General features: G+C 37.0%; 12 protein-coding genes and 1 pseudogene. 7 read left to right on the forward strand and 6 right to left on the reverse strand.

Features of this window, described 5'->3' with window-relative positions; translation table 11 throughout:
- The first annotated feature begins 162 nt into the window (after window positions 1-162).
- From HEQ36_RS12850 to HEQ36_RS12880, 7 genes are all read left to right on the forward strand, one after another.
- Complete coding sequence (locus HEQ36_RS12850) at window positions 163-327, forward strand: hypothetical protein (protein WP_205748577.1); 165 nt, start codon at window positions 163-165, stop codon at window positions 325-327.
- 656 nt (window positions 328-983) lie between these two features.
- Entirely contained in the window at window positions 984-1424 is a 441-nt protein-coding gene (locus HEQ36_RS12855; RefSeq protein WP_168636534.1) for a hypothetical protein, read from the forward strand.
- Between the two features lie 114 nt (window positions 1425-1538).
- Complete coding sequence (locus tag HEQ36_RS12860) at window positions 1539-4265, forward strand: tetratricopeptide repeat protein (RefSeq protein WP_290707863.1); 2727 nt, start codon at window positions 1539-1541, stop codon at window positions 4263-4265.
- 562 nt (window positions 4266-4827) lie between these two features.
- On the forward strand, window positions 4828-5238 hold the full coding sequence (locus HEQ36_RS12865; protein WP_190383779.1) for a hypothetical protein: 411 nt from the start codon (window positions 4828-4830) through the stop codon (window positions 5236-5238).
- Window positions 5235-5549 (forward strand): hypothetical protein, encoded by a 315-nt coding sequence (locus tag HEQ36_RS12870; protein WP_168636533.1) that lies wholly within the window; start codon window positions 5235-5237, stop codon window positions 5547-5549. The genes HEQ36_RS12865 and HEQ36_RS12870 overlap by 4 nt, the downstream gene beginning before the upstream one ends.
- 17 nt (window positions 5550-5566) lie before the next feature.
- Window positions 5567-6220: a phosphoribosyltransferase gene (locus tag HEQ36_RS12875; RefSeq protein ID WP_168636532.1), complete on the forward strand. Its 654-nt coding sequence runs from the start codon at window positions 5567-5569 to the stop codon at window positions 6218-6220.
- A 152-nt stretch (window positions 6221-6372) separates the two neighbouring features.
- Window positions 6373-7041: a dienelactone hydrolase family protein gene (locus HEQ36_RS12880; protein WP_053539991.1), complete on the forward strand. Its 669-nt coding sequence runs from the start codon at window positions 6373-6375 to the stop codon at window positions 7039-7041.
- 523 nt (window positions 7042-7564) lie between these two features.
- On the opposite strand, the gene HEQ36_RS12885 is transcribed toward HEQ36_RS12880, so the two are convergent.
- From HEQ36_RS12885 to HEQ36_RS12910, 6 genes and pseudogenes are all read right to left on the reverse strand, one after another.
- Window positions 7565-9220: an IS1634 family transposase gene (locus HEQ36_RS12885; RefSeq protein WP_053538824.1), complete on the reverse strand. Its 1656-nt coding sequence runs from the start codon at window positions 9218-9220 to the stop codon at window positions 7565-7567.
- Between the two features lie 729 nt (window positions 9221-9949).
- Window positions 9950-10207, reverse strand: coding sequence for a hypothetical protein (locus HEQ36_RS12890; RefSeq protein ID WP_290707865.1), 258 nt, complete (start codon window positions 10205-10207; stop codon window positions 9950-9952).
- 44 nt (window positions 10208-10251) lie between these two features.
- Window positions 10252-11212, reverse strand: a pseudogene (locus HEQ36_RS12895) (IS110 family transposase).
- Between the two features lie 536 nt (window positions 11213-11748).
- Window positions 11749-13023 carry an ABC transporter ATP-binding protein gene (locus HEQ36_RS12900; RefSeq protein ID WP_039200873.1) on the reverse strand — a complete coding sequence of 425 codons (1275 nt, stop codon included), beginning with the start codon at window positions 13021-13023 and terminating at the stop codon, window positions 11749-11751.
- 117 nt (window positions 13024-13140) lie between these two features.
- Window positions 13141-14292: a glycosyltransferase family 4 protein gene (locus HEQ36_RS12905; protein WP_039200875.1), complete on the reverse strand. Its 1152-nt coding sequence runs from the start codon at window positions 14290-14292 to the stop codon at window positions 13141-13143.
- A 318-nt stretch (window positions 14293-14610) separates the two neighbouring features.
- A complete protein-coding gene (locus HEQ36_RS12910) occupies window positions 14611-15765 on the reverse strand; it encodes a glycosyltransferase family 4 protein (RefSeq protein WP_205748576.1) in 1155 nt (384 codons plus the stop codon).
- Window positions 15766-16231 lie beyond the last annotated feature (466 nt).

Consider the following 16231-nt stretch of genomic DNA (forward strand, 5'->3'; position numbering starts at 1 on the left):
TGGGGTGGTTGTATTTGATTTAGGAAAGGTGACAATCTTTGTTTTAGCTACTATTTGCCTAAAAAAGAATTTTTTTGTTTAAGTATAGCTATAAAATACTAAAAGTTGGTATGATTTACATCTTTTGATAATTCAATAGTTAAAGTTAGAAAATTTAATTTAATGAATAATTTAACTAATCACTCTATTATCAACGCAAATAAACAAATTTATTTGAGGTTGTTAGTTTTTCCTGAAGCTAGAATTGGTATGTTACAGATTTTCATTGCTGTGTGTGATGCAAATAAACGGCGGGAAAACATTATAGCTAACACAGCTACTAATTAAATAGACTACTATCTTTAATTTTTGTTTCTTTTAACATTAAGATTGTATTGCTATACAAAATTAATGTATAATTATACAAAAGCAATGTATAGTTTTACAGTTTTATTGGATTAAATAACAGATTTATAATTTTATTTAACAAAAATTATGTATGGTAAGCTTTAGAGATGTGATGTACTACGGGTTAGAGTGGAACGCAGATGAACGCAGATGAACGCAGATAATTTTGTATCTCATTAGACTTCTTTTGTAAAGATTGTAGAGACGTTCCATGGAACGTCTCTACACCTTATGGAACGTTTTTACCCATATTCCGCACTTCACAATGTAGTATCCATCTTTTCAAGAATTATTCCTAACAAGGGTTAAATTGTTCAATATTAATACCTAAAATGATGGATAAAATATGTGTTTTATTAAATGATAAAAAATAAAATTATGGAAATATTCGCGTATTACAAAATGAAGTGCGGAAAGTGGGTTTTTATAAAGGTTTCAATGACTTAAACTCTTGTAGGGACAACTTATGAATTGTCTGTACATTCTTTTTTGAAGATATCTATTTAAAAATTAAAATTTATTTTTGTAAAGCAGAATTACCAGGTCGTGTATAAATGCTATACTATCTCAAAATGATACTTTAACTAATATTACAAATGGAACCATTAACAACTGGTGGTATTGCTGTTGCGACGGTACTTGCTACTAAAGCATTGGAAAAAGTTGGCGAAAACATTGGAGACACTTTATCTCACAAAACTCAGCAGTTTTTGGAAGTGTTGAAACAGCGACTACCTGGAACTTTCGCAGCTATTGAACAAGCACCAGAACAACTCCTTAATTATAATCAAGCTGTAATGGAAATAGAAACCGCAGCGAAAGCAGACCCTAATATTAGTCAAGTTATTCAGGAATTAACCCAGTTAGCACAAACTAACCCACCTAAAAATTTAGAAAAATTTCTCAAAGAGATTCAAGCAGCTTTTGCAAATTCTCAACACCCCCAGGCGACAATTTTTAATCAAAACATCCAAAAAGCTATCAACGCAGCGCAAAATCAAACAAACGACCAAAGAGGAAGCACGTTTAATATTTGACTGGACTCGTCCGACGGGAAACGGACAAAGTTAACTCCCACTAAAGATATACCCTATCGTGGTTCTGTTCATTTTGTCGGACGAGAAACAGAACTGACAACTATCCATGAAGATTTGCGACGGGGAAATTATGTAGCAATAACCGGAATGGGTGGTTTGGGTAAAACTGAATTAGTTACTCAATACGCTACACAATATCAAGATCATTATGATGGCATAATTTGGTTTAATGCTAGACAACGTTTTCTCGCAGCAGAAGTATTTGAACTTTTTACATTAAAATTCGGTCTAGAAATTCCCCAAACTCAGGGAGAAAAGCCGCTAACTCTCAAACAACAGGTAGATTGGTGTTGGTTACAATATCCAAAAACACAAAAACCTGTTTTAATTGTCATTGATGATTTAACTGATTTAACACAGTTACAAGATGTTGTTCCACTGGAAACACGCTTTCGGGTTTTGATAACTACTCGACAACAACATTTAGACCCTAATCATATTCAAGAACTACCTTTAGAGATTCTATCACCACCAATAGCATTAGAACTTTTACAAAAGCAATTGGGAGGAAATCATCAGCGATTTGTCAATGAACTAGAAACCGCAACAGAAATATGTGAGTTTTTGGGAAATTTACCTTTGGGGATAATTTTAGTCGGAAGTTATTTAAAAACAGACTTGGGACTTTCTCTAACTCAAATGTTAGAACGGTTACAAAAACGTAAGTTAGCGGAAACAGCTTTACAAAAAAGAGAAACTATCAATCAAACTCAATTGGGAATTAAAGCCGCTTTTAATTTAACTTGGGAAACACTGGATACTCAAACTCAATATCTGGGAGCATTTTTAAGTTTATTTTCTCCTCAGTTTATTTTTTGGGATTTGGTAGTTTGGGTAATTGAGTTTGAAGTAGAGAATGAGGAAAAACAACTAATTTGGACAGAAGAAGAATTAACTACCTCTAAAAAAAGACTTTATCAAGTTAACTTTTTACAAACAGGACAAGAATCACCAGAAGCTTATACAATTCATAATTTAGTGCGGTTGTTTTTGCAAGAACAGTTAGCAGAAGTTGGAGAAAAGCAGCCAATTCTCGAAAGAAATTTTATTACTCCTATGATATTCGTTGCTGAAAGACTTCCTCAATCACCCACTTCTGAAGATATTGAAAATTTCCAGTTAGTTGTTGTTCATTGGGAAGATTTAGGAAAACGGTTAATAGATGAAATTAACCAAGAAACAGTAGCAGAGAATAATTTACCAGTATCTATGGTTGCTGATGAAATCTGTTGGGTATTTGAAGGGTTAGGAAGATTTTATCAAGGACAAGGATTATATCAAGTAGCAGAATTTTGGTATCAGCAATTAGTAAAAGTTTGTCAAATTGTATTTACAAATGATCATCCTTATGTTGCTACTAGCTTAAACAATTTAGCAGGTCTTTACCGTAATCAAGGAAAATACAGTGAAGCTGAACCTCTCTACCTTGAAGCTTTAGAAATGACAAAGCGGCTATTTACAGGCGACCATCCTAATGTTGCTACTAGCTTGAACAATTTAGCAAGTCTTTACAATAACCAAGGAAAATACAGTGAAGCTGAACCTCTCTACCTTGAAGCTTTAGAAATGACAAAGCGGCTATTTACAGGCGACCATCCTAATGTTGCTACTAGCTTGAACAATTTAGCAAGTCTTTACAATAACCAAGGAAAATACAGTGAAGCTGAACCTCTCTACCTTGAAGCTTTAGAAATGACAAAGCGGCTATTTACAGGCGACCATCCTAATGTTGCTACTAGCTTGAACAATTTAGCAAGTCTTTACAATAACCAAGGAAAATACAGTGAAGCTGAACCTCTCTACCTTGAAGCTTTAGAAATGACAAAGCGGCTATTTACAGGCGACCATCCTAATGTTGCTACTAGCTTGAACAATTTAGCAAGTCTTTACAATAACCAAGGAAAATACAGTGAAGCTGAACCTCTCTACCTTGAAGCTTTAGAAATGACAAAGCGGCTATTTACAGGCGACTATCCTGATGTTGCTCAAATCTTGAACAATTTAGCAGTTTTTTACGATAACCAAGGAAAATACAGTGAAGCAGAACCTCTCTATTTTGAAGCTTTAAAAATGACAAAGCGGCTATTTACAGGCGATCATCCTAATGTTGCTAATAGCTTGAACAATTTAGCAGTTTTTTACGATGACCAAGGAAAATACAGTGAAGCAGAACCTCTCTATTTTGAAGCTTTAGAAATGAGAAAGCAGCTATTTACAGGCGATCATCCTGATGTTGCTAATAGCTTGAACAATTTAGCATTTCTTTACAAAAGCCAAGGAAGATACAGTGAAGCAGAACCTCTCTACCTTGATGCTTTAGAAATGACAAGGCGGCTATTTACAGGCGACCATCCTGATGTTGCTTCTAGCTTGAACAATTTAGCATTTCTTTACAAAAGCCAAGGAAGATACAGTGAAGCAGAACCTCTCTACCTTGATGCTTTAGAAATGACAAGGCGGCTATTTACAGGCGACCATCCTGATGTTGCTTCTAGCTTGAACAATTTAGCAGGTCTTTACCGTAACCAAGGAAAATACAGTGAAGCTGAACTTCTCTACCTTGATGCTTTAGCTATGTCTGAACGAGTGCAAGGAACTAATCACCCTAATACAATAACCGTTCGGAACAACTTGCAATTTTTACAACAGCAACTCATACCTCTTCCCTTCTATAAACGTTTGTTGAATAACCTATTAGTTGTGTTAACTTTACTATTGCATCGTCTACGACTACTAATCAAACGTATTATTATCTTTTCCTGGCGTTTGTTCCGACAGTAACAACAGCTTACTAAACTTTAATAAGGTATCACTATACAGTTTTATTGTATTGCATTACAAAGATAAATTTTTATTTAACAGTTAAATTTCCCATATTCCGCACTTCATTTTGTAATATGCGAATATTTCACATCTTTTTCTTGACTGAGCTTTGAACTCAGTAACTTTTGTTTCTTATCTGTCCCCTGTTCCCTTTTTTTGTAATTAAGGAATGTTAAGTAATTGGACAAAAATATTTACAGTCATTGCGAGGGAAGAGAAGCAATCACAACCGTTGCGATTGCTTCATTTCACTTCGTTCCATATGGCTAACGCCACGCTACGCTAACGCAATGACATTGTGTAATTAATTCTGTCTCACTACTTATTGCTTAATAACTAAGTTTGTTCTCCTGGGATTAATTCCTTCTACATTTTTTCTACAAATTGATGGAACAATTTCTCCGATTTTCTTGCTACCCTCAAAGTAGAGTTCAAGTTCCAAACAACAAGGTGGCAAAAGATCAGCCGCTGTGTTGTATTAATCAAACTCCTCAGAAATAGGGAGTATGGGAGGGGAAATATGCTCAATGTTGTGCGTCGTAGTCAAATTATCGGTTCAATAGCCATAGATAGCTCGACATCTGCTCGTTTTGCTGAGTTAGAAGAAGTCTGGCTGGATGATTCCGGGCGTATTGCCTATTTTTCGGGTGAGGAAGCTTATTTACCAGTACAGGGAATTGCTGGAATAGGTATGGGTGCGGTGTCAATTTATTATCATCCAGTGCCAGACATTCCAGACAATCTTCACCGCTTGCATCAAATTACGGTTGAATCTGCGCTGGGTGAAACTCAAGGTTGGGTGGAAGATTTTTTATTTGGAGACTTCCAAATAAAAAAATGTCCCAAAACTGATGCAGAAATTCTCTCTCTGTGTACTCTGTGCCTCTGTGGTTCGTTTCTTAGGATAATTTATTTCTTGGAAGTCTCTTGATTGGCAAACTGGAGAAATCGCCGCTTATATTGTCGCTGGAGAACGGCACCCTTGCTAGGAGTATTGAAGCACTACTCACAGCCCAGACCCGTCCAGAAATAATTATTGCTGCTACTCACGGGCTATTTGTTCAGGATGCACGGGCGAAATTAAGTCACCCCAGCATCAAGGCTGTTTTTGTCACAGACACCGTAACACCAAAAGAAACCGACTGGCAGCAATTAAAAATTGTCTCAGTTGCGCCTTTAATTGCTAATGCTATTCAACGATTTACGATCAAATCTCCGGCCTCCATTAGTGATTTATTTTAATAAAGAGGTATAAAAATATGTTACGAAGATTCCGGAATCGGACGCAAGCGGGTAAACTCTTAGCTGCTCAGTTAACAGAGTATGCCAATCGTCCAGATGTTTTAGTATTGGGGCTTCCCCGTGGCGGTGTGCCTGTGGCTTATGAGGTAGCAAAGGAACTTGATGCCCCATTAGATGTTTGCTTGGTGCGGAAACTCGGTGTACCTGGACACAAAGAACTTGCCATGGGTGCGATCGCCACCGGAGGGGTGCGTGTAATTAATGAGAATGTCGTTGATTGGTTGCGGATTTCCCCAGAAACTATTAATCAAGTAGCAGCTATCGAAATGCGGGAATTAGACCGCCGTAGCCATACCTATCGGGGTAATCGCCCCCTACTGAAAGTCAAAAATCATACTATTATTCTAGTTGATGATGGCATTGCTACGGGTGCTACTATCCGAGCAGCGATCGCTACATTGAAAAAGCAACAGCCCGGTAAACTGGTGGTTGCAGTTCCAGTTGCAGCAGCATCTACCTGTGAAGAACTGCAAGCAGAAGTAGATCAGGTTGTGTGCGTAATGATGCCAGAAGATTTGTGTGCCATCGGTATTTGGTACGAAGATTTTCAGCAAACAACCGACACAGAGGTATGTGAACTGTTGACAAGGCAAAAATTACTAAGTAGGTGAGCGTTGAAAATTGTCGTTATGGCAAGGCAAAAGGCAAGAGGCAAGAGGCAAGAGTGAAGAGGGTTTGGGCGATTTTACATTTCTTTACACAGTTTGGTTTTATTGTGTTCACCTACTTAGTAGCTAATAATTCGTAAATGGAGGTTGAGGTGATGGATAGAACATTAACACAGCACCCCCAAGAACATCTGGTGTCAGTGACAGCAGGTAAGGTTAACTTAGAGGGGAATTTGATGATTCCAAATGGTGCTATGGGTGTAGTATTGTTTGCTCATGGCAGTGGTAGCAGCCGGCACAGCCCTCGTAATCGCTATGTTGCCGGAGTCTTACAACAGGCGGGACTAGCAACTTTATTAATTGATTTGCTCACTGCTGAAGAAGAAGAAATTGATTTGCGAACCAGACACTTACGCTTTGATATTGGGTTGTTAGCATCGCGGTTAGTTGGGGCTACGGATTGGTTACAACAGAACCCAGATACTTGTAACCTCAAAGTAGGTTACTTTGGTGCTAGTACAGGAGCAGGTGCAGCCCTGGTTGCTGCCGCAGAATGTCCAGAGGCAGTACAAGCTATTGTTTCCCGTGGTGGACGACCTGATTTAGCGGGTTCAGCATTATCTCATGTCAAAGCACCAACACTGCTCATTGTTGGCGGTTACGATACGCCCGTCATAGCAATGAATGAGGATGCACTGGCACAGTTGCACTCAGTAAAACGGCTGGAGATTATTCCTAGAGCCACCCATTTATTTGAAGAACCAGGTAAATTAGCAGCAGTAGCACAACTGGCGAGTGAATGGTTTACGCACTACCTCAGGTAAAAGATTAAATCCTCTATTAACGTAAGTTGCTATACTATACTCAAAACGGCTTGATTGTTTGATTCTAAACGTAGGGGTAAAGCAAGAGCTTCATTGGTGTCAACTTAACGTAAAACCCATAGCCCGCCTGGGAATGAATTCCCAGTCTAAGGGACTTCCAAATAAAAAAATACTCAACCACCTAACGCAAAAATCTCTCAAACCCACATTCCGCACCCTTGACTGTCACAAACGGTGATTACGGAGGTAAATTGATGAAAAATGAGTAAAAGAATACATTTATCTATAAAAAAACAAATTTTAGATAGGAAAATTGATTCAGATACATTCTCAATAAGAAGCAATAAAGAATGAGGGTGGTTTCTGGCAGAAAATATAATATAATTTTATTGTTAGTCTATCAAGACTTAATCATAACTTATATCCTTCTAGAAATAAACTTAAAAACAGCATTAAAACTTAAACTCATTAATAAAATCAATGAGTCAAATTGTATAATTAAACTATTAATAATGTTGATAAATCAACTTATATATCTGTAGTAATTACGGCAAGCTTCTGGGAGGAATAGGAGAATGTACTTCATTTCTGATGTCAAATTATAAAATTCTCTTTTTCCTTGAAAAGTCACAAGATGAACTGATTGAAAACATTGAAATATCCACCGCATAGTTGGATTGTTTATGGCCTTTCCTAATTGATTTTTTACAGTATAGTTTAAAGATTTTAAAGCTGCTCTAATTTCTCTTTGTGCTAGAGTATAAACTAGCAAACATAACCCCATTATCATTGCCAATGCTTCTATTCTTTCTGGGCTTTTTAGAAAAATACTATCTGCTAAAAATAAAGGATTTTTGAGAAAACTAAATCCCCTTTCACAGGATTGCTGCGCTTTATATTCAGACAGCATTTTATCTTTACTCAGTTCCTTTTCTGATAAAACATTGGTGGCAATTATAAACCTTCCTGCACTTGACATTTCTTGCTCAATAGTATCTTTATTTTCAACAACTGTTGCTAAGATTTGATAGTATTTTGATTGATTTTCTTCTTTGATTTTAGGACTTTTTTCGATAACTTCAATATTTTCTACTTGATGATATTTAAATTCTTTACTTATTTTTGTTAATTCCTTTCTAGCATCAGCCGCACAAGCAAATTTTTCTTGCGATAGGTTTTTTAACTTACTTTGAGTATTAGTCAAAGCTTTTTCTATTCTCTTTGATAATTTCTTTAAGTCAGATTTTTTTCTATCTTGACTTTGTACGATTAACCATCTTTGCTCTATATCTCCATAAGTTATTTTCTTCTCGGCATAAGAATATCCTGCTTTTTCACTTTTAACAAATTCCGATTCTGCTAAACTCATCACTAAGTTTTTTGCTGATTTTATCGTTAAGGGTACTCTGGTTAACCATTTGAGACTCGACATTAACTTGATATTTGATTCTGTATATAATGCGCTATCTGCTACTATCAAACTATCAACTTGTATTCTTTTCTGATATTCAACTGCGATTTCTCCAAATTTTTTAGAATCAACTTCATTCCCTGATACTGCTTTTATATATATTGGTATATCTCCATCTCCTGAACATACTAATTGTGTAATAAATTGTTTTAAATCTGGACGATGATCTCTAGAATAACCGTAAGTCAGCTTTATCGCTTGAGGTGATTGACTCTCTTCATTTTCTTTTTCTAATGAACCTGATTCTTTTGAATCTTCAAATATTACTGATGGTAAACTATTTTCATATTCTCCATGTACATGAAATGATGTTGAATCCAAGTGTGATGATGAGAGTGATATCTGATATATTTCTACTGCATTTAAACTGACGGCTAAAAATACTGTATCTAGTCCTTTTATAAATAATTTATCTAATACTCTCCCCAGCTTGTCATCATTGAGATATTCTGCTTTTACTCCTACACCAATTAAATGTTCACAAGCAATTAATTCAAAGAATTTTGGAAACATATATAACGGCTGTGACATCATACTTAAGCCGTTCAAAATCATCGCCTTTACCACCTGACCTGCACTGACTTTTTCTCCTGGCTCTGAACCTACTAAATTATTAATTATTTCTACAATCCCTATTGAATCTACTATTCCTGCTACTATCCCTAAATGGTCTATCTTCTTCAATTCCAGGTCTTTTGTACTAAACATGGTAACAGAAACTCCATATAAGTATCTGTTACCATGTTCTCATTTTTCTGTTGATTTAAAACGTTTTTTTAGTTTTTTATAGTCATTGAGGATAAAGCTTTCAATGATTCTGGACTAGGTTTTCCATTACAATCACCTCAGAATCAAAATTTCGTACTTAGTCGTTTTATTGACTATATATCTGCTTTAATAGTAATTATTCCTATTTAGCCTCAATAAATTTTAATCACCCCTCACAGGTATTAGTTCTTATGTACTAAATATATCGGTTTTCTTGGGGTGTGACACTTGGGGGTGCGGAATGTGGGCTCAAACCCTTATTCCTCTGTGTCCTCTGCGCCTCTGTGGTTCGTTAATCAGGATAATTTATTTCTTGGAAGTCCCTAATAGCATTAACGTAAAACCCATAGCCCGCCTGGGAATGAATTCCCAGTCTAAGTAGGTGAGCGTTGAAAATTGTCGTTATGGCAAGGCAAAAGGCAAGAGGCAAGAGGCAAGAGTGAAGAGGGTTTGGGCGATTTTACATTTCTTTACACAGTTTGGTTTTATTGTGTTCACCTACTTAATAGCAGAAGTTGTCTTTTGATGACTAAATAACCCAGAAATTTTTGAGTAAACTTTAGTTTACTTTCGCTATTAGCCCGGAAATTCATTTCTGGGTGGGTGTGGAAGCCAACAAATAAGCCATCTGTAGCCTAAGTTGACACCAATGAAGCTCTTGCTTTACCCCTACAAATCTAGGTTTTTCGTGATTTTACAAAATTCCAGGTTCCAACCGTTTTGAGTATAAACACGGGTGGGATATAAACTTTTACAAAATGACAAATAAGAGTAAGCCACAAAATAAACAATACCTTGTCCATTTCCTGTAGCGACTGTCTTGATTGTCAAGCGATCGTTAAGGAAAAATTTAAAGTCTAGGAAAAAAGTCAGAAAATAGAGGAGAAAAACAGAACAGAACAAAACAGGTAAATTATAGATTGCCATAAATTACCAAACTAGATTGGAGGTATAAAAACGACAGTAGAACTTTATGCAGAAATTGGTTGTGAGTCTTGAGAAATAGACCAAGGAAGATGATCTCGAATCATCGCATTTAAAATAACTAACATTTTATGAACGCAAGCAGTAATGGCCAATTTTTTGGGTTTACCACGTTCAACCAAGCGCTCATAAAAAGTTTTGATAACAGGATTATGACGCATGGCAACAACAGCACCCATATAAAGAATGGCACGAACATGGGCGCGACCACCATTAATCATGCGCTTACCTTTGTGCTGACCACTATCATGATTAATTGGTGCAACACCAACTAAGCGAGAGATTTGTTTGGCAGTTAATTGACCTAATTCTGGTAAGTCAGAAACTAAAGTGGTAGAAATTACTTGACCAATGCCAGGAGTAGTTTTGAGTAGATTGACTTTATCAATCCATTGTTGATTATTTTGGGTCAACGTCTCAATTTCTTGATTGAGTTGTTGAAGATGTTGCTCAAGATAATCAATATGGGATTCAATATCTGTCAAAGCTTTACCACGAGCGCGGTCACGGCGATTCTTTTCCGCTGTAGACATTTCTACTAATTGTCTTCGGCGACTAATTAATTCGCCTAATTGACGTGACATTTCACAATCAAAATGCTAACACCTCCGGTTTCATTGCTTCACCGAAATGCGCCAAAATCTGTGCATCAATGGCATCGGTTTTGGCTAACTTACCTGTAGCTTTAGCAAAGTCTCTTCCCTGACGAGGATTGATTAATGCTACTGGTAAAAGAGCCGCTTGCAATTGAATGATTAATTCTGTTTCTAGTCCTCCTGTTGCTTCCAGTACGATTAGGTTTAAATCGTTAGATTGAAGTTGCTTAACTAGATTAGCTATTTCTGTTTCAGTATTAGCAAATTGAAATGCTTTACCCATTGGACGGATATAAACATCAAGTGTTGCTTTACTTACGTCAATGCCTACCCATTGGGAGATATAATCCATTTTTAACTCTCCAATTTCAATTACTTCTTTTTAATTTGTTTTGTTTTTATTCATCCCCTTGATTTCACTCATCCTTGCACGATACGGGCTATATTATCTATGTCTTTGTTCATAGTTTTTACCCCAGGCGACTGTTCGAGTTCTGTCATGGAGATTGTTGTGGTGATCCTTGCTACAAAGCGGTCTTTTCTGACCCAGGTTGGGACGGTCTACCACTTCTTCTAACATACCTCTAAGATACAAGGTTGGGTTAAGCAACAGCGCAACCCAACGCTAATGTTGGGTTTCATGCTAATTGCTCTGCGTTCACGCAGTGTCCCGCAGGGATACGTTCACGTTCCACAACCCAACCTTGTATCTTAGAGGTATGTTAGAGGAAGTGGTAGACCGTCCCAAACTGCGTAGAGAAACGTAAAATCGCTGAAAACTTCTTTACTCTTGCCTCTGGTTACTGAGCGAAGTCGAAGTATTGCCTCTTGCCTTGCTATAACAACAATTTTCAACGCCAACCTACTTAATGCGATCGCTGTTTCTCCCTATTTTGGAAATATTGCTAATTCGGTTTTGGGGTCAAAAAAATGCAGTTTCTCAGGAGTTAAAGATAGCCAAAGTTGCTCACCTATGGTGATGAATCTATCAGGTGGAATTCTTGCTTGTAAAGTTTGTCCGTCTAGATTTTGTAAATCAGGATCAGCAATTTTTACAGATAGAAAAGTGTCATTTCCTAAGTTTTCTACTGAGTCTACTTTGACTGGCAAATTTTTCGTAGCAGGTACACCCAGACTCAGGTGTTCTGGACGAATACCCAACATTAAAGTTTGTCCGTCATAAGATTGCAGTGCATTTCCCCAAACAGATGAAAGCGTGAAGCGGAAATTAGCATGAGTAATTAATAAAGGTGCATGAAATTCCACCGGGATAAAATTCATGGGTGGAGAACCAATAAATTCAGCCACAAAACGATTCGCAGGACGGTTATACAGTTCTAATGGTGCTGCAACTTGCTGTATTTTACCTTCTGACATAATCGCAATGCGATCGCCCATAGTCATAGCTTCAGTTTGATCATGGGTGACATAAATCGTCGTTGTTCCCAACTGATGTTGCAATTTGACAATTTGGCTGCGGGTTTCAGCCCGTAACTTAGCATCCAAATTAGATAATGGTTCATCCATTAAGAATACCTGGGGATTACGAGCGATCGCCCTTCCTAATGCTACCCGTTGTCTTTGTCCCCCAGAAAGTTGTTTCGGTAAACGATTTAACAAAGTTTCAATTTGTAACAAACCTGCAACTTTTTGCACCTGTTGATCAACAATTCTTTCTTTTGGAGAAATATAGCGCAATCCCACAGGTAACTTTTTTGTCAATCCTACCAGTAGATTTTCCCCCCATTGAGTCAGTCTTTTTTTCCCAGCTTCCTCATCTGGAAACTGACGACGTAAGCCAAAAGCGATATTGTCATATACAGTCATGTGGGGATAGAGTGCATAACTTTGAAACACCATAGCGATGTCTCTGGCTTTGGGGGGTAAGTCATTAATCAAGCGAAGCCCTGGAGGCGCACTAGCGCTATCGCCTACCCAAATATTACCACCAGTCATCACCTCCAAGCCAGCAATTAACCTCAGCAGCGTACTTTTACCGCAGCCGGAGGGTCCCACCAGCACCATAAACTCACCATCAGCAATGGTTAAATTAATCCGTCGCAAGACACTTACACCATCTGTGCCGTCTTGTTGCGCTTTTGCCCCTTCCCCACCGCGACTGGGAAAACTTTTATAAACGTTTTCTAATACAACTTGTGCCACGAGAATTCACTTTAAAATTTATTAATTTATAGAAGCGGAAAATTTCCACCCATACACTACCATATTATACGTTGTTTCCCAAGACCAAGATCCCCGACTTCCAGATCCCCGACTTCTTCAAGAAGTTGGGGATATGATTGATTTTAGCAATTCTTGAATTTGTTGATTAATAATCCTGACATCAAAACGTTCACTAGCACTAATTCTGGCATTATTGGCAATATTCGCAGTTTTTACAGATTCTTGCCGACAATTATGAATCACCTGGGCTAATTTTTGAGGTTCTCCAGGTGTGACTAAAAAGCCATTAATTCCATCTTCCACTAATTCCATAGCACCACCAGCTTCAGCCGCAATCACAGGTTTACCGCACAGCATAGCCTCAACAATAACCCTACCAAAAGGTTCAGCCGCAATAGAAGTATGGGTAATTAAATCACACATTGTCATTAATTGGGGAATATCCGCGCGAAAACCTAAAAAATTGACTCGATTTTCCAGTCCCAATCCAGCAACCTTTTGGTGTAAATCCTTGACATATTCCTGTTCACCAAATAAAGCATCACCAACTAAAATTACTACCACATCTTGTGGACATTGGGAAAGGGCATCAATTAAAATATGCTGTCCCTTCCAAGGAGAAAGACGGCTAAAATGTCCAATTACAAACTTGCCTTCCAACCTGAGATGTTCTCTTAAATTTCTAACTTCTAATTCATCAACTTCATAATTTTTCGCCGCAAAGCCATTATAAACAACCCGAACTAGATCTGATTTTCCTCCAGCTTCTAAAAATGCCATCTTACTAGCTTGAGAATTAGCAATCACCAAAGCAGCACAACGATTAATTAAATTAACAGCAACTCGTAAATTAGTTTTACTAAAATGTTCTAAAGAAAGAATATCATGTAAATGATAAACCAAAGGACGACGAGCCAAGAAACTAGCTACCGCCCCCACGACTAAAGCCTTTTGAGTATTAGCATAAATTAAATCATATTTCCTTGCTCGTTGCACAACCTGAGTAATTAAAGGAACTATTTGCCCTAAACTACCTAATGCTTGAAATAAACCACTTTGTTTACCAACTTTAATGGCTTGAGTTGTCAAAACCTCCACTGGGACTTGATTTTCTTCAAGTAGCTTTCTAAAATTACCATCTGCAAATAAACCAACCAGAGCATTTTCACCATAAGGTTTAGCAATATCAACTAAACACAACTCAGCACCACCGGGTTTACCACTTTGGTCTAAAAATAGAACTTTCATACAATTTTTATCATCAATTTAAGAGGGTGTTTGAAAAATTATGGTTGATGTATCAAATATTTTTTACCCCTCCCTAACCCTCCCCTTGTAAAGGGGAGGGAACTGGATTTTTATTGTTTCCCCCCTTTACAAGGGGAAAGAGGGGTAGCAATGTGATGAAAATTACGGAATACCACTTTTAAAATATCCTCTAAGTAGGTGAACACAATAAAACCAAACTGTGTAAAGAAACGTAAAATAGCCCAAACCCTCTTCACTCTTGCCTCTTGCCTCTTGCCTTTTGCCTTGCCATAACGACAATTTTCAACGCCAACCTACTTAAGCTAAAATAACTTGCCGCACCTGTTGGGCAATATTTGTCCAATCATAATTTTTAATCGTGTAATGACGACATTCTTCCCTAGCAGGTAAAGGCAGTTTTCCTAGCAAAACTTGTGCTAATTTATCAGCAATACTTTCCACAGTAATCGCCTCAGTAATTAAATCTGGGGAAAATTTCTCTAAAATTTCTGGCATTCCCCCCACAGGAGTACATAAAACAGGAGTACCACAGGCTAAAGACTCCACAATAGCTAATCCAAACCCTTCAAAAGATTGACTCGGCATCACAGTTAAATCCGCCGCTTGATAAGCCACAGGTAAATCATTTTCTGGTAAAAAACCTAAAAATTGCACATTGTTTTCTAAACCCAATTCTCTAGCTTGTTGTTGTAGTAAAGCTTGAATATGTCCCCGACCAGCGATCGCTAACCAAACATCAGGAATGCCAGATTTAATCATAGCTACAGCTTGCAATAACTTATCAATTCCCATGCGATGAACTAAGCGTCGGGAAGTAAATAATATGGGACGATTCCTTGGCCACCCTAGTTTGATTCTAGCCTCTTGACGTGAGAGATTATTCTGAAAATGATTAATATCAACTCCACCGGGAATGATATGAATTTTATCCCAGGGAATTTGGTATTTTTGATGGAGAATCTGACCAAAAGCTTTACTAAGAACAATAAAGCGATCGCACCGATTATAAGTGCTTTGTTCTATTATTTGTTCCTTTAACCAAACACTGAATTTCTGATTAACTACTTCTTCCTGACTTTCCGAAGCCCAAGGTCCATGAAAATTAAAAGTAACCGGTACTCCTTTAGGCAAAATATCTAAAATCGGAAAACTATATAATGCAAAATGCAGATTAATTGCATCAGGTTTACCTAATCTTGTTTTCTGGAAATTATTACGAATTGACCATAACCTAGCACCAATCTTACTATCTGGACAAGCTAAATTAGTTAACTTAATCTGTGTATTTTTAGCATCTACAGGTAAACCCACTCCACATAATTCTACTTGGTCTTGAGATGCTGCTAATTTATGGGTTAGTTCATAAATATACCTTTCCAACCCTCCAGGATGGCTAGGAAACCAACCCGTACCTAAAGTTAGAATAGATGCCGATGCTGAACTTAACTTCATATCTTTACTCTTCACGTAATTATCTTCCTTGTGATAGATAAATTTAAATTAGTGATTTTGATTTACGCTTTTATTTATGTTACCGATGCCAAAATAATTTATTTTCAGCATGATCCTTTAATACGACGCTGAGAATCAAAACCAGTTTAAATATAAAAATTATTCCATTTCTATAAATAAAATATATCAAAAAAATATATTTGCATAACAAATTATAGATAGTTGTAAAAATATTAACCGAGAAATTATTTATGTATAGCAGTATCAATTTAGTGAGATATATTCAGAAAATCATCAAATCCGTAGGGGCGTGGTTTCCCCACCCTCAATTGTATTACTCCTGAATTTTTGCATTTTGAAAATATATTTAATTAATAAAGTTTTGATGAAATTAAATGCAAGATAAAATTTCCTTATAATTTATGAGTAAGAATTTAAAAGCCTATCCCACAGGGATAAATTAAAA

Origin of the sequence: Anabaena sp. 54, from assembly GCF_017355725.1 — a bacterium.
Lineage (GTDB): Bacteria > Cyanobacteriota > Cyanobacteriia > Cyanobacteriales > Nostocaceae > Dolichospermum > Dolichospermum heterosporum.

Bases quoted from the DNA above. Each gene is read 5' to 3' on its own strand.
- HEQ36_RS12850 (WP_205748577.1), top strand. From the start codon at position 163: ATGAATAATTTAACTAATCACTCTATTATCAACGCAAATAAACAAATT.
- HEQ36_RS12855 (WP_168636534.1), top strand. From the start codon at position 984: ATGGAACCATTAACAACTGGTGGTATTGCTGTTGCGACGGTACTTGCT.
- HEQ36_RS12865 (WP_190383779.1), top strand. From the start codon at position 4,828: ATGCTCAATGTTGTGCGTCGTAGTCAAATTATCGGTTCAATAGCCATA.
- HEQ36_RS12875 (WP_168636532.1), top strand. From the start codon at position 5,567: ATGTTACGAAGATTCCGGAATCGGACGCAAGCGGGTAAACTCTTAGCT.
- HEQ36_RS12880 (WP_053539991.1), top strand. From the start codon at position 6,373: ATGGATAGAACATTAACACAGCACCCCCAAGAACATCTGGTGTCAGTG.
- HEQ36_RS12885 (WP_053538824.1), bottom strand. From the start codon at position 9,220: ATGTTTAGTACAAAAGACCTGGAATTGAAGAAGATAGACCATTTAGGG.
- HEQ36_RS12890 (WP_290707865.1), bottom strand. From the start codon at position 10,207: ATGGCAATCTATAATTTACCTGTTTTGTTCTGTTCTGTTTTTCTCCTC.
- HEQ36_RS12905 (WP_039200875.1), bottom strand. From the start codon at position 14,292: ATGAAAGTTCTATTTTTAGACCAAAGTGGTAAACCCGGTGGTGCTGAG.
- HEQ36_RS12910 (WP_205748576.1), bottom strand. From the start codon at position 15,765: ATGAAGTTAAGTTCAGCATCGGCATCTATTCTAACTTTAGGTACGGGT.